This is a genomic window from Ruegeria sp. AL1 (assembly GCF_056540905.1).
The window spans coordinates 94,423-115,383 of sequence record NZ_JBQFXP010000013.1; the positions used below are offsets into that span (position 1 = coordinate 94,423).

At 57.4% G+C, this 20,961-nt stretch carries 14 protein-coding genes; 10 read left to right on the forward strand and 4 right to left on the reverse strand.

Annotated elements, in window-relative coordinates:
* Nucleotides 1–42: 42 nt before the first annotated feature.
* From ACRZ9X_RS19515 to ACRZ9X_RS19545, 7 genes are all read left to right on the forward strand, one after another.
* Entirely contained in the window at nt 43–615 is a 573-nt protein-coding gene (locus ACRZ9X_RS19515; protein WP_480521748.1) for a TetR/AcrR family transcriptional regulator, read from the forward strand.
* 125 nt (nt 616–740) lie between these two features.
* Entirely contained in the window at nt 741–3,158 is a 2,418-nt protein-coding gene (gene gyrB, locus ACRZ9X_RS19520; protein WP_480521749.1) for a DNA topoisomerase (ATP-hydrolyzing) subunit B, read from the forward strand.
* A 494-nt stretch (nt 3,159–3,652) separates the two neighbouring features.
* A complete protein-coding gene (locus ACRZ9X_RS19525; RefSeq protein WP_480521750.1) occupies nt 3,653–6,958 on the forward strand; it encodes an ATP-binding protein in 3,306 nt (1,101 codons plus the stop codon).
* Between the two features lie 412 nt (nt 6,959–7,370).
* Nucleotides 7,371–9,281, forward strand: coding sequence for an extracellular solute-binding protein (locus ACRZ9X_RS19530; protein ID WP_480521751.1), 1,911 nt, complete (start codon nt 7,371–7,373; stop codon nt 9,279–9,281).
* 1 nt (nt 9,282) lies between these two features.
* On the forward strand, nt 9,283–10,377 hold the full coding sequence (locus ACRZ9X_RS19535; protein WP_480521752.1) for a microcin C ABC transporter permease YejB: 1,095 nt from the start codon (nt 9,283–9,285) through the stop codon (nt 10,375–10,377).
* Nucleotides 10,378–11,484 carry an ABC transporter permease gene (locus ACRZ9X_RS19540; protein WP_480521753.1) on the forward strand — a complete coding sequence of 369 codons (1,107 nt, stop codon included), beginning with the start codon at nt 10,378–10,380 and terminating at the stop codon, nt 11,482–11,484.
* Nucleotides 11,481–13,058: an ABC transporter ATP-binding protein gene (locus tag ACRZ9X_RS19545; protein WP_480521754.1), complete on the forward strand. Its 1,578-nt coding sequence runs from the start codon at nt 11,481–11,483 to the stop codon at nt 13,056–13,058. The genes ACRZ9X_RS19540 and ACRZ9X_RS19545 overlap by 4 nt, the downstream gene beginning before the upstream one ends.
* Nucleotides 13,059–13,086: 28 nt before the next feature.
* On the opposite strand, the gene ACRZ9X_RS19550 is transcribed toward ACRZ9X_RS19545, so the two are convergent.
* From ACRZ9X_RS19550 to hemN, 3 genes are all read right to left on the reverse strand, one after another.
* Nucleotides 13,087–13,569 (reverse strand): DUF995 domain-containing protein, encoded by a 483-nt coding sequence (locus ACRZ9X_RS19550; RefSeq protein WP_480521755.1) that lies wholly within the window; start codon nt 13,567–13,569, stop codon nt 13,087–13,089.
* Nucleotides 13,570–13,655: 86 nt separating this feature from the next.
* Nucleotides 13,656–15,590, reverse strand: a complete 1,935-nt coding sequence (locus tag ACRZ9X_RS19555; protein ID WP_480521756.1) for an elongation factor G — start codon at nt 15,588–15,590, stop codon at nt 13,656–13,658.
* A gap of 214 nt (nt 15,591–15,804) precedes the next feature.
* The gene (hemN, locus tag ACRZ9X_RS19560; protein WP_480521757.1) at nt 15,805–17,160 is read right to left on the reverse strand and encodes an oxygen-independent coproporphyrinogen III oxidase; all 1,356 of its coding nucleotides are present in this window, start codon (nt 17,158–17,160) and stop codon (nt 15,805–15,807) included.
* Between the two features lie 61 nt (nt 17,161–17,221).
* On the opposite strand from hemN, the gene fnrL reads away from it, so the two are divergent.
* Together fnrL and ACRZ9X_RS19570 are read left to right on the forward strand one after the other, a co-directional pair.
* On the forward strand, nt 17,222–17,965 hold the full coding sequence (gene fnrL / locus ACRZ9X_RS19565) for a transcriptional regulator FnrL (protein ID WP_480521758.1): 744 nt from the start codon (nt 17,222–17,224) through the stop codon (nt 17,963–17,965).
* Between the two features lie 45 nt (nt 17,966–18,010).
* A complete protein-coding gene (locus ACRZ9X_RS19570) occupies nt 18,011–18,265 on the forward strand; it encodes a GlsB/YeaQ/YmgE family stress response membrane protein (RefSeq protein ID WP_480521759.1) in 255 nt (84 codons plus the stop codon).
* Between the two features lie 54 nt (nt 18,266–18,319).
* Here the strand turns inward: ACRZ9X_RS19570 and ACRZ9X_RS19575 are convergent, their stop codons facing one another.
* Nucleotides 18,320–19,159, reverse strand: a complete 840-nt coding sequence (locus tag ACRZ9X_RS19575) for a universal stress protein (RefSeq protein WP_480521760.1) — start codon at nt 19,157–19,159, stop codon at nt 18,320–18,322.
* A 191-nt stretch (nt 19,160–19,350) separates the two neighbouring features.
* Here ACRZ9X_RS19575 and ccoN point away from each other — a divergent pair, with 191 nt between their 5' ends.
* The gene (gene ccoN, locus ACRZ9X_RS19580; RefSeq protein ID WP_480521761.1) at nt 19,351–20,958 is read left to right on the forward strand and encodes a cytochrome-c oxidase, cbb3-type subunit I; all 1,608 of its coding nucleotides are present in this window, start codon (nt 19,351–19,353) and stop codon (nt 20,956–20,958) included.
* The last annotated feature ends 3 nt before the right edge of the window (nt 20,959–20,961 follow it).

The window sequence follows — 20,961 nt, forward strand, 5'->3', positions numbered from 1 at the left end:
CAAGTATATATTTGAGCAAACGTTCAAAAATTGGTGACGCTGATGCCTCGCAAACCCTCATACGACCGCGATGCGCTGATCGGGCAGGCGCGGGATATCTTCTGGCGACAGGGTTGGGCTGGGACATCGTTGAAAGACCTGGAGCGGGAGTTGAAGCTGAAGCCCGGAAGTTTCTATGCGGCTTTTGGGTCCAAGGATGCGCTGTATGCGCTGGCGCTGGAGAAATACGCCGAAGAGGGGGTGGCGCGTTTGATGGCGCTGGCGGATGATCTGGGGCCGCTTGGCGCGCTCAAGGCGCAGCCGGGCATTGTTGTGGCTGGATCGGGCGCACCGGCCAAGGCCTGTATGCTGGCCAAAACCTATGCCGAGCTTTGGGCCAGAGATCATGAGCTTGCGGCCCTTGCCAGCACGCATTTGGCCGAGATGATGACTTGTTTTTCGACCCTTTTCCAACAAGCCCAACAACGTGGCGAGATCGGGGCGTCGAGCGATCCGGATCGTCTCGCGGCGCGGTATCAGTCTGACCTTCTGGGCTTGCGGCTGTCGGCGGAACGCAAGGATGTGGATGCGCAACAGATTGCTGCAGATATCGCCGCCGATCTGGATCGATTGTAACCGGTTGGAGAGCGGTTTCCAAAACGGTTGGAAAGCACGGTTGGGAACACAAAATGTTGGGGGACCGCGTGACATTCCCCACCAGAGAACGTATAAGTTACCAAAATAATATAGGTACTGACTGAATGTCCGAAGACACACAGGCTCCACAGGAATACGGCGCTGATTCCATCAAAGTTCTCAAAGGGTTGGAAGCTGTTCGCAAGCGCCCCGGCATGTATATCGGGGATACGGATGATGGCTCGGGTCTGCACCATATGGTGTACGAGGTCGTGGACAACGGAATTGATGAGGCGTTGGCCGGTCATGCCGACCATGTGACGGTGAAAATCCACGCCGATTCCAGCGTTTCAGTTAGCGATAACGGGCGTGGGATTCCGGTGGATATCCACCCCGAAGAGGGCGTTTCCGCCGCCGAGGTCATCATGACCCAACTGCATGCGGGCGGGAAGTTCGACAGCAACTCGTACAAAGTGTCGGGCGGTCTGCACGGAGTGGGTGTTTCGGTGGTGAATGCGCTGTCCGATTGGCTGGAGCTGCGCATCTGGCGTGCCGGCAAGGAACACGTGGCCCGGTTCGAAGGCGGCGAGACGGCAGAGCATTTGAAGGTGGTCGGGGATTGCGGTGATCAGACGGGAACCGAGGTGCGGTTCCTGGCCTCGACCAACACATTCTCGAACCTCGAGTATTCTTTCGAGACGCTGGAGAAGCGCCTGCGCGAACTGGCGTTCCTGAACTCGGGCGTGCGGATTATCCTGATCGACGAACGCCCCGCAGAACGGTTGGAAACCGAGCTGTTCTATGAGGGCGGGGTCAAAGAGTTCGTTAAATATCTCGACCGGTCGAAAACCCCGGCCATGCCCGAACCGATCTATATCAAAGGCGAACGTGACGATATCGGCGTTGAAATCGCCATGTGGTGGAATGACAGCTATCATGAGACGGTCCTGCCCTTCACCAACAACATCCCTCAGCGGGACGGCGGGACGCATGTGGCGGGGTTCCGGGGCGCTCTGACCCGGACGATCAACAACTATGCGCAATCCAGCGGGATCGCGAAAAAGGAAAAGGTCAGCTTTACCGGCGATGACGCGCGCGAAGGTCTGACCTGTGTGTTGTCGGTCAAGGTGCCCGATCCCAAGTTCTCATCCCAGACCAAGGACAAGCTGGTGTCGTCCGAGGTGCGTCCGGCTGTTGAGGGCCTGATGAACGAAAAGCTGGCCGAATGGTTCGAGGAAAACCCGAACGAGGCCAAGGGAATTGTCGGCAAGATTATCGAGGCGGCCTTGGCCCGCGAGGCTGCGCGCAAGGCCCGCGAGTTGACCCGCCGCAAGACGGCGATGGATGTGAACTATCTGGCGGGTAAGCTGAAAGATTGTTCCGAGAAGGACCCATCCAAAACCGAAGTTTTCCTCGTCGAGGGTGACTCGGCTGGTGGGTCCGCGCAGACGGGTCGGGACCGGCTGACTCAGGCCGTATTGCCCCTGCGCGGGAAAATCCTGAACGTGGAACGGGCTCGGTTTGACCGGATGCTGTCGTCGCAGGAAATCGGCAATCTGGTCATGGCGCTGGGCACCGGCATTGGCCGGGACGAGTTCAACATCGAAAAACTGCGCTACCACAAGATCGTTATCATGACCGACGCGGACGTGGACGGCGCGCATATCCGAACCTTGCTGCTGACCTTCTTCTACCGCCAGATGCCTGAGCTGATCGAGGGCGGGTATCTCTATATCGCGCAACCGCCGCTTTATAAGGTTTCGCGCGGCAAATCAGAGGTTTATCTCAAGGATCAGGCTGCTCTGGATGACTACCTGATCAATCAAGGGGTCGAGGGCGCGGTGCTGAAACTGGGCTCGGGCGAGGAGATCATCGGGCAGGATCTGACCCGTGTGGTCGATGAGGCGCGGCAGTTGAAGCGCGTACTGGACGCCTTCCCAACGCATTATCCGCGCCATATTCTGGAACAGGCCGCCGTTGCAGGCGCTTTCGTTCCGGGGGCGGTCGATGCCGACCTGCAAGGCGTTGCCGACAAGGTCGCTGCCCGCCTCGACCTGATTGCGCTTGAATATGAGCGCGGTTGGCAGGGCCGTATCACCCAGGACCACGGCATCCGTCTGGCTCGCATCCTGCGTGGCGTTGAAGAGGTCCGCACGCTGGACGGCCCCATGCTGCGTTCGGGCGAGGCGCGCAAGACCGGCAGCTTTACCCAAAGCCTGCAAGAGGTCTACAACTCGCCCGCAACCCTGATCCGCCGGGATCGGTCGCAGGCCATCCACGGGCCTTTGGATTTGCTGCGCGCCATTCTTGAGGAAGGTGAAAAGGGCCTGTCTCTGCAACGTTACAAGGGTTTGGGTGAGATGAACCCGGACCAGCTTTGGGAAACCACACTGGACCCGGACGCCCGTACACTCTTGCAGGTGCGCGTTAACGACATGGTCGAGGCCGACGATTTATTCACCAAACTGATGGGCGACGTCGTCGAACCCCGCCGCGAATTCATTCAGCAAAATGCGCTGAGCGTCGAGAACCTGGATTTTTAGGCTCATGTACGATTGCCCAAAAACGTTCGCGAACCTACTGTGGCCAGTTTTTTGGTTTTGGGAGTAGCTACAACTGACACCGACGCATTCTTGCAATAAGAATGGTCCAAACTTCGCTTGAAATTTCTCGCTGCAGATACGAGAGATACAATAGCCCGCGGCCAAAGCAGACAATCATCCACATACTTGGTAAGGGCTCAGTTATTTCCTCAAATCTAAGAGCTTGCCGAGGCTGGTATGCTGCGGCGAATTCGCGTTGGATGAAAGACAGGTCTCAAACCGCTTGCCTGGATATGACGCTGTGTTCAGCAAAACGCTAAGAGAGCTGTTGAATGCCTTGACCTGGCACCAAACGGTAGCTTCATTGAAAAAGAACATGACCTTATAGTTCGACAAATGAGCCACCGGTTATTTGGCGGATTAAGTTAACAAGGAGATGCTTGCTGTTAGAGCGCATGTAGAGATCATGTTGCTACCGCAAGCAAAACTTATTGATGTCCGATACAGCGTCCTGGCTAAAGAAAAATGGGTTGTCCAAGTATGCTGCTGCTTTTGCTGAACACGAGGTCGAATTCGGCGAACTGTCTGAATTAACTGACGCAGACCTTGTCGTCATCGGCCTCCCTCTGGGTCCGCGGAGGCGTTTCCTGAAAGCCGTTCGCGCCAGGTCGGAAAATGGGTTGCACCCGCCCGTCATATCCGGCGGTCCCGAGATCGTGGCGGAGCGGCGACAGCTTACGGTCATGTTTATCGATCTCGTTGGGTCAACGGAAATAGCGCAACGCGTTGATCCGGAGGATCTGGCCGATGTTCTGCGACTTTTCAAAGAAACCTGTGCCACGGCTGTTGCTGCGTTTGATGGCCATATTGCCAGCTATTATGGCGACGGGATCATGGTATTTTTTGGATTTCCACATGCGCATGAAGACGATGCCGAACGGGCCATTCGCGCGGGCCTGCGGATCATCGATGAGGTTCCGGCTATCCGAACCCACGCGAAACTCAATGTTCGAATAGGGATTGCAACCGGATTGGTCGTCGTCGGCGATCTGCGGGGCGAAAAAATGTTCGAAGACGGCACGGCGATGGGCGAGACGCCCAATCTGGCCGCACGCCTTCAGGCAATGGCGGACCCGGGCACAATGATCGTCGCCCCAACCACTCATCAGTTGGCCGGAGATGCTTTCGAGTATGTCCTGCGAGGCGCGTTCAAGCTCAAGGGCTTTGTCAAAGAAGTCGAAGGTTGGCAAGTGACCGAGGCACGAGAGACGGTCAGCCGCTTCATGGCGATAGATGACGTGATGCTCAAACCGTTGATCGGGCGAACGGCCGAACTGGAAGACCTGAACGACAAGTGGGACCTTGCAAATAGTGGCCAGGGGCAAGTTGTGCTGGTGTCAGGTGAACCAGGCATTGGCAAGTCGCGCCTGATTGAAGAATTTAGGCAGAACATTTCGGAGTTGCCCCACAAACAAGCGCGGTATCAGTGTTCTCCATACCATTTTGCGACCACACTCTATCCCGTTATTCGGCGTCTCGAAGGGGCCGCTGGTCTTCGATCCGACGAGGCAGACGAAGTCAGGCTTGAAAAAATCCGCGCCGTATTGAGTGATAAATCCGACGAAGCGTTGAAATTGGTGGCATCGCTTTTGTCGATACCTTTCGAAGATCGTCTGGGGCCTTTGGATTCGACACCACAACAGATCATGGATCAATCTCTGGATGTGTTGCTGAACAATCTGTCGTCCGAGGCCACGGATCATCCGGTTCTTGTCCTGTTTGAAGATGCACATTGGGTTGATCCGACGACCAAGCTGCTACTGGATCGGATCGTGGCCCGAATTCGTCATCTTCCCGTGCTTGTCATTATCACATTCCGGCCCGAGTTTGATCCGGGTTGGACGCTGCAGTCGAACCTTAAAAAGGTCGTTTTGAAACCGTTGGATTTTCAGCATGTCAAAAACATCGTGGACGAGGTCGCCAAGGGCGAGGCGATCGCCGATGAGATGTACGATCTGGTCGCGGCAAGATCGGATGGTGTGCCGCTATACGTGGAAGAGGTGACCAAGGACCTCCTTGAATCGGGCCTCCTGATCAAGGGTAGGGACACCTACACGTTGGGTGGGGCATCGCCGGCAAATTCTGTTCCGAGCACCTTGCATGATGCACTGATGGCGCGCCTGGACCGCTTGAGCTCGGCCAAAGAGGTCGCACAGATCGGCGCTGTTATTGGGCCTCAATTTACCTATCCGTTGATTTCAAAGGTGGCTGGCATCAGCGACAAAGCGTTGCGTGCCAATCTGGATCTTTTGGTAGAGGCAGGCATCGTTTCAGTTGATCGGACCGCCGATTTTGAAACGTTCAGCTATTGCCACGCTCTCATTCGTGACACTGCCTATAATAGTCTGCTGAAACGGGAGCGGCGAATTCTGCACGCGAGTGTCGCGCAACATCTGGGTGATGTGTCAGTACACACTGGTGATGCAAGCCCGGAAATTCTGGCGCACCATTACACTATGGCGGGCATGAACAAGGAAGCCGTCGATTATCGATACCTTGCAGGTCAGCGGGCAGTCCAGCGATCTGCCAATACGGAAGCAAGCACCCAATTGTCCCTTGCGATAGAGCAGCTTTGGAAGCTTGATCAGAGTGTTGAAAGGGACAGAAGGGAAATCGAGGTTCAGGTTCTCAAAGCTGGTGTTCTGCGATCGACTGCGGGAATCGCTGCCGATGAAACCGGTTCCGTTTACGCAAGAATACGTGACTTATGCGAGCGTGTCGGAGAAACGGAGCAACTGTTCCCGGTTCTCAATGGATTGTATTCCTTTCATTTGGTGCGTGCAGAATATGATTTGGCCAGAACTGTTGCTGCGCAATTGCTGAAGTTGGCGACCGCGACGCGTGAAACGCAGCATCAGATGGTCGCACATCGCGCGATGGGTGCGGTACTGTTCCATATCGGAGAGCTGAGACCGGCCCACAAGCATTTGAGCAAAGCGCTAGACCTCTACAGCCGGGAGCGCGATGGGCATCTGGCCTTCATTCACGGTTCGGATCATGCGGCCATCACCTCATGTTTTCTGAGTTTGGCTGTCTGGATGCAGGGAGACCCGGACAAAGCCCTGGATATCCAGAATCGAGCTGTGGCTGGTGCAAAAGAGCTGGAGCACGCGCATAGCATTGCACAGTCTTTGACCTATCTATGCATGATTCACCTACTGCGTCGTGAGCCAGAGAAAGTGCTGGAAGTGGTAGAACAGCTTGAAGAGCTGTCCATTAAACACTCCTTCGGATTCATGAAATTGACTGCGAGCCTGTGGCGAAGTTGGGTGAACGCCGATGTCTCGCCAAATCAGGAAACGATCAGCGCATTACACGAAGCGTCGATAGCCTGGTGGGAAAGTGGTGCAGGAAACTACAAACCGTTCTTTATAACTTTAGTTGCCGAGCTCACTCTGAAAATAGGTGACCGTGAAGGGGCCTTGAGCTTGTTGGCTCAGGCGCGTGAGCAACAGCATTCGACAAATGAAGGGTGGGCCCGATCCGAGACGCTTCGAGTCTACGCGCTCGCACGTTGCGAGAACGAGCTGGCGGAAAAGGAATTTCTTGAAGCTTTGGCCGCTGCCAGAGAGCAGAACGCAAAGATGTTTGAACTCCGAACGTCGGTAGATTACGCAGAGCAATGTAAACTGTTTGGGCAGATGCACAGGGCAATATCTGATCTTCGTACTGCTTTGAATGGCATTGCAGGAGGTGAGTCTACGATCGATGTGACGGATGCATCCAAGCTCCTGGATTGAAGACCACTAAACTAAACCTCATATTTTTCCAGGCATCCTGATCTACTCCCCAAAACTCCCGCGCTGCATGTCAAGTGTTGGAAGTTCAGCTGCAAAACGCGTGCAATAACAACGTGAGCCGCGCAATAGCGCGCTTTCTGTGTAGTATGAAACGCATCGTGGGGTGTACTTGAAAACGCGGCCGGGATTTCGGGTATCCAGAAAGATCGCGCACCAAATTCAGTAACCAGATATGCCTTTTGTTTAACCCATTAGGCAATTTGGACGGTGATAACCGCTTCACGGACACTGATTTTTGTATAAGAAGAACTTCACAAAGCGTTCACGCATTCTAAACTTGAAACTGGCACTGCTGGTTTTTTAGCTGGCGCATACGAAGATCAATGACGTCAACGACCCAGAGGATGAGCATATGAAACCCCTCCTGCCCGCACTGCGTATTTCGTCTCTTCGGCCCTGGGTGACAGGGTTTGGTGTTTCGGCGTTGCTGGCGCTTGGCGCCGGAAGCGGGGCGATTGCGGCAGAAGACAAGATCACCCGCAGCCATGGCTATTCCTATTTTGGCAACCTCGACTATTCCGCTGATTACCCGCATCTGGATTACGTCAACCCGGATGCGCCAAAAGGTGGACAGTTGTCGCTGGCCGGATCTGGCACATTTGACTCGTTGAATCCCTATTCACGCAAAGGGCGGGCCGGGGCGCTGACAACGCTGCAATATGACTCGCTGATCGACAGCACAGCAGACAGTGTCGGGCAGTATTATGGCGTGTTGGCCGAAAGCATGGAGTATGATGAAGGGCGCAACTATGTGATTTTTCACATGCGTCCCGAAGCGACCTTTTGGGACGGAACGCCGGTGACGGCCGAGGATGTGGTTTTCAGCCACCGTTTGTTCATTGAACAGGGCCTGCCTTCATATGCGCAAGCCGTGGGCCGCATGGTCCAAAACGCCGAGGCGCTGGATGATCACACCGTCAAATTCAGTTTCAGCCCCGAAGTAACCCGTCGGGGACTGATCGAGACCGTCGGCTCAACCCCTGTGTTTTCCAAGGCCTGGTTCGAAGCGGATGAAAGCCGTCGTCTGGATGAACCCCGGCTTGAGGTGGCAATTGGTTCGGGGCCTTATAAGCTGGACAGCTACGACATCAACCGCCGGATCGTTTACAAGCGACGTGATGATTACTGGGGGCAGGACCTGCCGATCAATGTGGGTCGTAACAATTATGATGTTATCCGGGTCGAGTATTTCGCCGATCAGACAGCGGCGTTCGAAGGATTCAAGGCCGGTGAATACACCATGCGGATCGAAAGCGACCCCAAGCTTTGGGCGTCAAGCTATGACTTCCCGAAACTGAACGAAGGCACGGTTGTACAAGACGAGATTGCGGATGGCAGCCCGCCCACGCCATCGGGATTTGTTTTCAATCTGGGCAAACCGCAATTTGCCGACAAAAACGTCCGCAAAGCCATTGCGCTGGCGTTCAACTTTGAATGGGCCAACGAGTCGCTGATGTTTGGTCTGAACACTCCACGCAGTTCGTTTGTGCAGGGCACGCATCTTGAGGCCACTGGCGCACCTGAAGGAGCCGAGCTGGCATTTCTGCAAACTTTGGGCGACGTTGTTCCGCCAGAGGTGCTCAGTGAACCGGCGCTGGTGACTCATGAATCCAATCCGGCACGTCTGAATGACCGTCGCAACCTGCGCAAGGCGTCGAAACTTCTGGATGAGGCCGGCTGGCCGGTCGGAGACGGGAATCTGCGCCGCAACGCGGAAGGCCAGACTTTGAAGATCAACATCCCTTATGCATCCAGTATTCCGACATCGACCGCGACGATGATCGAGACTTTTGTGCAGAATTTGCAATCCATCGGTGTAGATGCCTCGGCGGAAAAGGTGGATCCGTCACAGTTCACCCTGCGCCGCCGCGAGCGGGATTATGACATGGTGTATTCGACACGTTACGGATCATTCCTGTCCACCGGTGGCGGTCTGAGCCAGATGTATGGCTCGGAAGAGGCCGCGTTCAGCCTGTTCAACCCGGCCGGTCTGGCCAGCCCCTTGGTGGACGCGGTGATCGAAGCATCCTTCGATACCACAAATCAGGCGGAACAGGATGCGGCCCTTATGGCGTTGGATCGCGTGTTGCGTTATGAGTTCTTCGTCATACCGGACGGGTATGTCGCGGACTACTGGACAGCCTATTACGACATGTATGAATACCCCGAAAACCTGCCGCCCTTCACGCTCGGCTATCTGGACCTGTGGTGGGTGAACCCCGAAAAAGAGGCCGCTTTGAAAGCGAAAGGCGCGCTGCGATAATATGGGCGCCTATATTCTAAGACGCCTGTTGCTGGTCATTCCGACCCTTCTTGGCATCATGATCGTCAATTTCACTTTGGTGCAGTTCGTGCCGGGTGGACCGATTGAGCAGATTATCGCGCAGATCGAAGGTCAAGGCGACGTGTTTGCGGGTTTCGCGGGCAGTGGCGATGCGGGTGCTGCCGCAGAGCCCGCCGTTGGAGGGTTCGACGACAAATATGTCGGCGCGCGTGGTCTGCCGCCAGAATTCATCGCAGAGCTTGAGAAAGAGTTCGGGTTCGACAAACCGCCATTGGAGCGGTTCCTGTCGATGATGGGCAACTACCTGACGCTGGATTTTGGCGAGAGTTATTTCCGCTCGATCAGCGTGATTGATCTGGTGCTGGAAAAGATGCCTGTGTCGATCTCGCTGGGTCTTTGGTCCACGCTGATCGCCTATCTGGTGTCGATCCCGCTGGGTATTCGCAAGGCGATCAAGGATGGCTCGACCTTTGATACCTGGACCAGCGGAGCGATCATTGTCGCCTATGCCATTCCCGGTTTCCTGTTCGCGATCCTGCTGCTGGTGCTGTTCGCCGGTGGCTCCTATTGGCAGATTTTCCCGCTGCGGGGGCTGACCTCGGACAACTGGGACAGCCTTAGCCTGTTCGGTAAGATCACGGATTACTTCTGGCACATCGCGCTGCCGATCATCGCGCTAACCATCTCGGCCTTTGCGACGCTGACGCTGCTGACCAAAAACTCGTTTCTGGATGAGATCAAGAAGCAATACGTCATGACCGCCCGCGCCAAAGGCCTGAGTGAGGGCCGCGTGCTGTATGGCCATGTGTTCCGCAACGCGATGCTGATCGTGATCGCGGGTTTCCCGGCGGTGTTCATCGGCGTGTTCTTTGGCGGGTCTATCATCATCGAGACCATCTTCTCGCTGGATGGTCTGGGCCGTCTGGGCTTCGAGGCCGCCGTGGCGCGTGATTATCCGGTGATCTTTGGCACGCTGTTCATCTTTGGCCTGATGGGGCTGGTCGTCGGCATCATCAGCGACCTGATGTATGTGCTGGTCGACCCACGCATCGATTTCGAAAAGCGGGAGGGATAAATGGCGCTTTCCCCCCTCAACCAGCGCCGCTGGCGCAACTTTCGGCGCAATGGCCGGGCGTTCTGGTCGCTGATCATCTTCTCGGTGCTGTTCGGCCTGTCGCTGTTTGCTGAGTTCATCGCCAACGACAAGCCGATCCTGGTGAAGTACCGGGGTGAGTTCTACACGCCCGTCTTCAGCTTCTATGCCGAGACTGAATTTGGCGGCGATTTCCAGACCGAGGCGATCTATCGCGACCCCGAGGTTATGTGTCTGATCGATAGCGGCGGGCTGGATCAGTGTTTCGACGACCCCGAAGGCATCATCGACGAGATCAAGGCAGGCACATTCGAAGCCGAAGGCTATGAACGCGGCTGGGCGATCTGGCCTCTGATCCCCTATTCCTTCAACACCAGCGTGGATCGCCCCGGGGCCGCGCCACTTCCGCCCAACGGTCAGAACCTGTTGGGTACAGACGACACCAAACGCGATGTGCTGGCACGGGTGATCTACGGCTTCCGCCTGTCGATCCTGTTCACGCTGATCGTCACCGGGGCCGCCAGTCTGATCGGCATCTTCGCCGGGGCCATTCAGGGCTTTTTCGGTGGCTGGCTGGACCTGATTTTTCAGCGCATCATCGAGATCTGGTCCTCCACGCCCTCGCTTTACGTCATCATCATCATGTTCGCGATTCTGGGGCGAAGTTTCTGGCTGCTGGTCATCCTGATGATCCTGTTCAGTTGGACCGGATTGGTGGGCGTTGTCCGCGCCGAATTCTTGCGCGCGCGGAATCTTGAATATGTCCGCGCCGCGCGGGCGCTGGGCGTCGGCAACATGACCATCATGTTCCGCCACATGCTGCCCAACGCGATGGTTGCCACGCTGACGTTCATGCCCTTCATCGTCACCGGCACCATCGGCGGGCTGGCCTCGCTGGATTTCCTTGGCTTTGGTCTGCCGTCCTCGGCCCCGTCGTTGGGGGAGCTGACCTTGCAAGCGAAACAGAACCTGCAAGCGCCGTGGCTGGCCTTCACCGCATTCTTCACCTTTGCCATCATGCTATCGCTGCTGGTCTTCATCTTCGAAGGCGTGCGCGATGCGTTTGATCCCAGAAAGACCTTTTCATGAGCCTGTTGGATGTGAACAACCTCAAGGTCTCGTTCCGGCAGGACGGGCAGGTGTCGGCGGCGGTCAAAGGCGTGTCCTTCACCGTGGATCGGGGTGAGACGGTGGCGTTGGTGGGCGAATCCGGCTCGGGCAAATCCGTGACCGCGCTCAGCACGGTGTCGCTGCTGGGCGACAGTGCGATTGTCGAAGGGTCCGTTACTTATGACGGGCAAGAGATGATCGGCGCGTCCGACGACAAGTTGATGGATGTGCGCGGCAACGATATCAGCTTTATCTTTCAGGAGCCGATGACCTCATTGAACCCGCTGCACACGATCCAGAAACAGATGGCGGAATCGCTGGCGCTGCATCAAAACGTTTCCGGGGATGGTGCGCGGGATCGGATTATCGAACTGCTCACCAAGGTCGGCATTCGTGATCCTCAGGATCGGCTGGACAGCTATCCGCACCAGTTGTCCGGCGGGCAGCGCCAACGGGTGATGATCGCCATGGCGCTGGCCAACAAGCCGGACATTCTGATTGCGGATGAGCCGACCACTGCGCTGGACGTGACCATTCAGGCACAGATTCTGGAACTGCTGGCCGAGCTGCAGAAATCCGAGAATATGGGGATGCTGTTCATCACCCATGACCTTGGAATTGTACGCCGGATAGCCGACCGGGTCTGTGTGATGAAAGACGGCGAGATTGTCGAAACCGGTGTCACCACTGACATCTTCGACAACCCGCAACATCCCTATACGCAAAAGCTCCTGGCGGCTGAGCCCTCGGGTCACCCCGATCCGGTTGCGACCGACGCCGAAGAGGTCGCCCGCACTGATCACCTCAAGGTCTGGTTCCCGATCCAGCGCGGGTTTCTGAAACGCACCGTCGGCCATGTGAAAGCGGTCAATGACGCGACGCTCAGCGTCCGCGCAGGCGAGACGCTGGGCATTGTCGGCGAAAGCGGCTCGGGCAAGACGACGCTTGCCTTGGCCATCATGCGGCTGATCGCGTCCGAGGGCGGGATCACCTTCCGCGATCAGGACGTGCGTCGTTGGTCCACGCGTGAGTTGCGGCGACTGCGCAAGGATATGCAGATCGTGTTTCAGGACCCGTTCGGCAGCCTCAGCCCGCGTATGACCTGCATGCAGATCATTGCCGAAGGGCTGGCGATCCATAAAATCGACCCCCACCGCGCCCCTCGTGAGCTTGTGGCCGAAGTCATGACCGAGGTGGGTCTGGACCCCGAGGCGATGGATCGCTATCCGCACGAGTTCTCAGGCGGGCAGCGCCAACGGATTGCAATCGCGCGCGCCATGGTTCTGCGCCCCAAACTGTTGGTGCTTGACGAGCCCACCAGTGCGCTGGACATGACCGTGCAGGTGCAGATCGTCGATCTGCTGCGCGATCTGCAGCGGAAATACGGGCTGGCCTATCTTTTTATCAGCCACGACCTCAAGGTCGTGCGGGCGATGTCCCACAACGTCATCGTCATGCGAAACGGCGACGTGATCGAAATGGGCAAAGCCGACGATCTGTTCGAAAATGCCCAGACCGATTACACCCGCGAACTGATTGCAGCGGCGGGATAGGGCGGGTCTGACCCCGCCCTAAAAGGCATTAAAGGCCCAAATCTTTCGAAATCTTGTTGAATTTCGATTTGGCTGCGTCCCCGTTGACCTGTTTTTCCGGTTTGTGCCGGTACCACTCGGTCTTGTCGGGCATGTATCTTTCCCAAATCTGACCATCCGGCGCGGTCACGAATTCCCAGCATTCCTCGTAGGGGTCGGACTTGGTTTGTCCATTTTCGGACCAATACCATGTGGTCTCGTTACAAAGCCGCCCCCGCGTGGTGACAAACCACTTACCGATTCCGACCGCGTCACCCTTTTTGTTGATGCCCTTGTACTGCCCGCCCGGACCCCAATAGGCATGGCCACCACCGTTCCAGTTCGACGTTTTTCCGTTATAGAGCTGGGCGATGACCTGCGGGTCGGTTTTCTCGGCCCCTTTGGGTTTGCCCTTGGCGGCGGCTTGGCCCGCCCCCGCAGCGATCAGGGCGCAAATTGCCAGCGCTCGAAACGCTGTGTTTGAAATTGTCATCATAAACTCTCCTACAAAAAATGGGCTGAAATAGCCCGAAACAACCTAGGCCCCTGAATGCCCGGGGCCCAGGATTACGGATCAGGTCAGTGCGAATGCGCCAGTTTTTCTTTGTTCTGGGCATTTGGCACAGGCCCGCGCAATTCTTCGTAATGATCAAAGCTCAACTTGACCCAGCCGGTGCCGCGTGTTGCGCTGGCCAGGGTCCGGTGTAACTCGTCTTCGGCGACAGCGGGCAGTTGGGCGTTGAAAATCTCCCATCCCGAGGCGTTGGGATTGCCTTCGAAACCCAGTACCTGCCCTTGCAGAGAGCTGATGGTCGGCACCAGATCGCCCACGAAATCCGAGGGCAAGTGGATCTCGGCATTGAGAATCGGCTGCAGGACAACGGGTTTCGCCTGCGGCAGCGCCTCGCGCACCGCGTTCTTGCCTGCGGTGCGGAATGCATAGTCCGAGCTGTCGACATTGTGGTGCTTGCCATCACTTAAAGTGACTTTGACATCGACCACCGGAAAGCCTTCGGGGCCTTGCTCCAGCGCGTCCTTGGCACCGTGTTCAACCGACGGGATATAGTTGCGGGGCACCGCGCCGCCCTTGACGATTTCTTCGAACTGAAAGCCCGACCCGCGTGGCATCGGAGCGATTGTGATCACCACATCCGCGAATTGTCCCGCACCGCCCGATTGCTTGCGGTGCCTATGGCGGTGCTCGATCGGCGCGCGGATGGTTTCACGATAGGCGGTTTCGACCGCGTCGGTGGCGATCTCGATCCCGAAATCCTCGGCCAGTTTCGCGGCGACCCGGCGCATATGCTGCGGGCCTTGCGAGCCCAGCACCGCGTGACCGCTGAGTTCATCCTGCTCCAGATGCAGGCCCGGGTCGATCTCGACCAGACGGGACAGCGCGTTTGACAGGCGCACGTCATCGCGTTCATGCGCCGGCATCACCACCTGCCGGTGCGCTGCCGGGTGCGAAGACGCCCATTCCGGCAGCGGCGTCGCCGTGCTGCTGTCATAGAGGTTGCCGGGATTGAGGTGGTCGGATTTCACCGCCAGCCCAATCTGCCCGGCTTCCAGCGCGCCAATCTGCGTCTTGGCGTCCAGCGTGGTCAGATTGCCGACCGTCTCGCCACCCAGATCAGCGTGGGCTTTGACACCCTCGCCCAGACCGCGCAGGACGGTGATCTTGCCGATATGCTTCTTCACATCCGCAAAACCGGCAATGGCACGCGCGTTTTCGGCGGCCTCGTCACGCCCGGCGGCGATGTCGAACTCGGGCGCTTCGTGGCGCAGGGCTTTCATCAGCCGGGTCAGGCCGTTGCCATGGCTGGCGGCCCCAAGACAGGCCGGGATCAGCTGGTGGTTCTGCAGGACTTGCGCCGCCAGATCATAGACCTCGGCGCTGGGGGGCTGCTTGTCTTCGATCAGTTGCTCCAGCAGATGATCGTCGAAATCCGACAGGGTCTCCAGCAACTCGGTGCGTGCTTCTTGTTCGCGATCTTCGACCGATTGCGGCAGTTCGATCAGGGCCGAGGGCTGCCCTTCCTGATACTTCCACGCCCGCTCCGAGATAAGATCGACCGCGCCGATGATCGTGTCGCCTTCGCGGATGGGAACCTGCCGCAGCGCGATGTGATGAGTGCAATAGGTCTGCAGCGCCGAGATGATGTCGCGGATACGTCCGTTGGGATTGTCCATGCGATTGATGAACAGGAAACAGGGGATGCCAGCCTCTTCCACCAGCCGCAGATAAGGCGCGCACAGAACGGCGGCATCCGGGTCCGGGGGTACAACCACCACAGCCGCGTCAGATATGGCCATGGCAGGGCCGACATAGGCCAGATTGTCGCCGCCCCCGTCCACATCAATGGCGCACCACGGTTCGTCCAAATAAGAAAAACCGTGCAAATGCACGGTTCCGGACACATCAAATGTTGTCGGCCGGGCGTCGAGGCGGCTGATGGCCTCGACCAGGGTTGTTTTGCCCGATTGGCTGGGGCCGAGGACGGTGAAAACGCGCATGGGTGCTGTCCCTCTTTCAGTTGCAATTTGGCTGCACGAAAGGGGTTGTCGAACGCGGATGCGTCGGCACGGTCTGTCTGGTACTCGGCCTGCCTCGGGCGGCGGAGAGATGCGGCTCTCCACCGCTCAAGTGTGGAGAATATCAGAGGCGGGCGTCAAGCCCCTCATGCAGGTTTGAGGTGAACCGGTCGAGTGGCCGACCGGTTCAAATAGGTCATATTGCCGAGCTGTGCCCCGCCTTGCTTAGGTCATAGGTGTCAAAGCTGCGGGCGATCATACGGGTCAGTGCGCGGGCTTCGGGCGGGATGAACAGGCCCTTGTCGGTGATGTTCAGCAGGTTCTCGAACGCCGCATTGGCCGAAAGATACATCTGCTGCAACTCGCTGGCCGAGATGTCGTGGTCTCTCAGAATCTCGGCGGTGTCGATCTGGAAATCGCACATCAAGGCCTCGATCAGGCGTGAACGCAGAATGTCCTGCCCTTTGAACAGATGTCCGCGTGCCGTCGAGAACTGACCATCGCGAATGGATTTGGTATACGCGGACGTAGCTGACGCGTTCTGCGCGTAGCCCTGTGGAAACCGAGAGATCGAGCTTGCGCCCAGACCGACCAGAACGTCTGCCTGATCGTCAGTATAGCCCTGAAAATTCCGCTTGAGCTGTCCGGCCTGCAGCGCCCGTGTCAGGCCGTCTTCCTGCGTGGCGAAGTGGTCAATGCCGATTTCTGCGTATTTATCCCACAGGAACAGGCGTCGCGCCGTTTCGAACAGCTCCAACCGTTGTTCCGGCGTTGGAAGGGCGTCTGACGGGATCATCTGCTGCCGTTTTGCCATCCATGGCACATGGGCATAGCCGTACAGTGCCACGCGATCCGGTGTCAGCGACAACAACTTTTGCACACTTTCCGTCATGCGCGCCTTGGTCTGATGTGGCAGACCGTAAAGGATGTCGGCATTCAGGCTGGTGATGCCGCGGGCGCGGATCATGTCCACGGCCTTGCGAGTGACGTCATATCCCTGAATGCGACCGATGACTTTCTGGATTTCATCATCGAAATCCTGAACTCCGATCGAAGCGCGGTTCATTCCGGCTTCTGCAAGCGCATCAAGACGGGCCTCATCGATCTCATTCGGATCAATTTCGACCGAGAACTCGGCATCCGGGCCCAGCGGCACCACGTCGAGGATGCACGCGGCCAAATCGCGCATCAGATCGGGATTCAGCAGCGTTGGCGTGCCGCCGCCCCAATGCAGACGCGACAGCGTCACGCCTTCGGGCAGGCGCGCCGCCAGCAGGTCCAGCTCGGCCTTAAGCACATCCACATAGGCAACCACCGGATTGTCGGTCTGCGTGCCCTGTGTGCGGCAGGCGCAGAACCAGCACAGCCTGCGGCAGAAAGGAACGTGGACATAAAGCGAAATGGAGCTTCCGGGAGTGATTCCGGATATCCAGTTTCCAAACAGGTCGGGGCCCACATCGTTGCTGAAATGGGGGGCGGTTGGATAGCTTGTATAACGCGGAACCTTCGCGTCAAAAAGTCCAAGCCGCGCCAATTGTGGTTTGATTGTCATAGCGCTACGGCTATAACAGGGAATGGGTCTGTTCTTTGACCGAGATCAAGTGGACGCGCGAATGAACTTGAAAGCTTTACTGGAGCATGGCAACTGCGGCGACTGTCCGATCAGACATCGGGCAGTATGTGCGCATTGCGATGCTGACGAGCTGGAAGAGCTTGAAGGCATTAAATATTATCGCAGCTTCGAAGCTGGTCAGACTGTCATCTGGTCTGGTGATCCGATGAATTTTGTCGGCTCTGTCGTATCCGGAATCGCCTCGTTGACGCAAACGATGGAAGATGGCCGCACGCAGATGGTAGGGCTGTTGCTGCCCAGCGATTTTGTGGGCCGTCCGGGGCGCGATTCTGCGCCTTATGACGTGATTGCGACCACTGATCTGGTCATGTGCTGTTTCCGCAAGAAGCCGTTCGAAGAGCTGATGATGAGTACGCCGCATATCGCGCAGCGCCTGCTTGAAATGACGCTGGATGAACTGGATGCGGCGCGTGAATGGATGCTGGTTCTGGGTCGCAAAACTGCACGTGAGAAAATCGCCAGCCTGCTGTCGATCATCGCGCGTCGTGATGCGTCAATCGCCAAGTCCGGCATGTCCGGCCCCATTGTGTTTGACCTGCCTCTGACCCGCGAGGCGATGGCCGATTACCTGGGTCTGACGCTTGAAACAGTCAGCCGCCAGATTTCAGCCTTGAAAAAAGATCAGGTCATCGCTCTGGAAGGCAAGCGCCACGTCACAATCCCGGATATGGGGCGCCTGATGGAAGAGGCCGGCGACGACACAGACGGTGGATTTCTGGTCTGAGACCTGATCTGATCCGCGCAAGCCCAATGTGATCAGGAGTGTAGCATGGTATTCAGCAGCGTTTTGGCGATGCTTTTCATCGGCGCGATTGCCGGGTGGCTGTCCGGGCGCATCATGGAAGGGCGCGGCTTCGGTCTGATCGGCAACATCATCGTCGGTGTTGTCGGCGCATTTCTGGCCGGTACAATCTTTCCCGCCTTGGGCTTTTCCGTCGGAGGTGGCTTCTTTTCTTCAGTCCTTTTCGCCACGATCGGTGCGGTGATCCTGTTGTTTGTGATCGGCTTGGTGCGCAGGGGCTAAACGAACCCAGCCGCCCTGACCACAGGGCAGCTGTTTCACTTTCATGCCCGCCGTTTAATGAGCCAGAAAGACGGGCACGGCGGATTGTTCCAGCATGTTGCGTGTCGCACCGCCCAGAATGGCCTCGCGGAAGCGCGAATGCCCATACGCCCCCATGACGATCATATCCGCCTCGGTATCCGCGGCGTGACGGTTGAGGATGTCCGATACACGGGTCATCGTCTTGCTAAGCACGTCAATCTCGCATTTGACGCCATGGCGCGCCAGCATTTGCGACAACATCCCACCCGGGTCCGAGCGATCCGGGCCATGCCGGGGCGGATCGATGACGACGATCCGCGCCAGATCGGCCTGTTTCAGGAAGGGCAGGGCGCAACGGATGGCACGCATGGCCTCGATGCTTTCGTTCCAGCCGATGATGACAGTACTGGGGCGCGAGATAGGGCGGGCGTCATCGGGAACCAGAAGAACCGGCGCGTGGCCCTCGAACATCGCAGCCTCGACAATCGGCTCAGCTTCGGCCTCTCGATCCTTGCCATAGGGCAGGGGCAGCACTACCAGATCCGAGAACCGCGCCCGCCGGGCGACGTGGCGGCTGAGGTCAGCGATTTGCGCCACACCATTCTCGGCCGACCAGCGTATGTCCGATTTGCCCAGATAATCTTTTGCAAAAGCCAGCACCTCTTCGGCTTCGGCATTCGCCCGGCTCAGCGTTTCCTGCAGGATCAGTGCGTTGGCTCCGGCGTAATAATACCCGGTCTGGCTGCGATCAACGCCCAGGCACAAGGCCTCGGCATGGGCATCCTGCGCGTTGGCAAGCGTTACAAGCTGAGCAAGGGCCGCCTTGGACAGCTCGGTTTCGGTCATGACCGTGAGAAGAGATTTATACGCCATGTCGCCCTCATTCCATTGCACGCCGCTGCGTGATCCGCGCGCGTGTTCACCTAAGATACCTGTCACAGAAAACAGCGCCTTGTCTTGACACAGATCAAAGCAGCAAACCCGCCGTTTCTGCATTACAGCATTCAGTCAAAAGGGCTCTGCACGACCGAAGAATCACGCGGGGCATGGCAAAGGGACGCAATATGTCAAATTACATCAAGCTGATCGTGCTTGGTCTGATCGCGATTTTTGCAGCGATCGGAACCAATTATGCACGCGATTTGGCGTATCAGGTGCATGCAATTCTGGTGATGTTGATCGCTATCGGATTGTTCATCTGGACGCTGAGAAACACAGATGAGCCAGATATTCTTGTAGATCGTTCAGGCGAGTACATGGATGGCGTGATCCGTTACGGGGTGATCGCAACCGCCTTTTGGGGTGTCGTTGGGTTCCTGGCAGGGACCTTTATTGCGTTCCAATTGGCCTTTCCGGTGCTGAACTTTGAATGGGCTCAGGGCTATCTGAACTTTGGCCGTTTGCGTCCGCTGCACACTTCGGCGGTGATTTTTGCCTTTGGCGGTAACGCGCTGCTGGCAACGTCCTTCTACGTCGTGCAACGCACCAGCGCCGCGCGCCTGTGGGGTGGCAACCTCGCGTGGTTCGTGTTCTGGGGCTATCAGCTGTTCATCGTCCTGGCCGCGACCGGCTATGTTCTGGGTGGTACACAATCCAAGGAATACGCGGAACCTGAATGGTATGTTGACCTGTGGCTGACCATCGTCTGGGTCGCGTATCTGGCCGTGTTCCTGGGCACCGTGGTCAAACGGAAAGAACCGCACATCTACGTGGCAAACTGGTTCTATCTGGCCTTTATCGTCACCGTTGCGATGCTGCATGTGGTCAACAACCTGACCATCCCGGTCAGCATCTGGGGGTCGAAATCGGTTATCGTCTGGTCGGGCGTTCAAGACGCCATGATTCAGTGGTGGTACGGCCACAACGCTGTGGGCTTCTTCCTGACTGCCGGTTTCCTGGGCATGATGTACTACTTCATCCCGAAACAGGCCGAGCGTCCGGTCTTCAGCTATAAGCTGTCGATCATCCACTTCTGGGCGCTGATCTTCCTGTATATCTGGGCTGGTCCGCACCACCTGCACTACACCGCGCTGCCAGACTGGGCCTCGACGCTGGGTATGGTGTTCTCGGTCGTGCTGTGGATGCCTTCGTGGGGTGGTATGATCAACGGTCTGATGACCCTGTCGGGCGCATGGGACAAGCTGCGCACCGACCCGGTGATCCGGATGATGGTGATCTCGGTCGGCTTCTACGGCATGTCCACCTTTGAAGGTCCGATGATGTCGATCCGCGCCGTGAACTCCTTGAGCCACTACACTGACTGGACCATCGGTCACGTGCACTCGGGCGCTCTGGGCTGGAACGGTATGATCACCTTTGGTGCGCTGTATTTCCTGGTGCCTGTGCTGTGGAAGCGCGAGCGTCTGTACTCGCTGCAACTGGTCAGCTGGCACTTCTGGCTCGCCACCATCGGCATCGTGCTTTACGCCGCGTCGATGTGGGTCACCGGTATCATGGAAGGCCTAATGTGGCGCGAAGTGGATGCCAACGGCTTCCTGGTGAACTCGTTCGCCGACACCGTGGCGGCCAAGTTCCCGATGTATGTGGTGCGTGCTCTGGGTGGCGTGATGTTCGTCGCTGGCTCGGTCATCATGTGCTACAACCTGTGGATGACTGTGCGGAAAGCGCCGGCCAAAGAGGCCAGCCTGACCGTCGCGGTCCCGGCTGAATAAGGA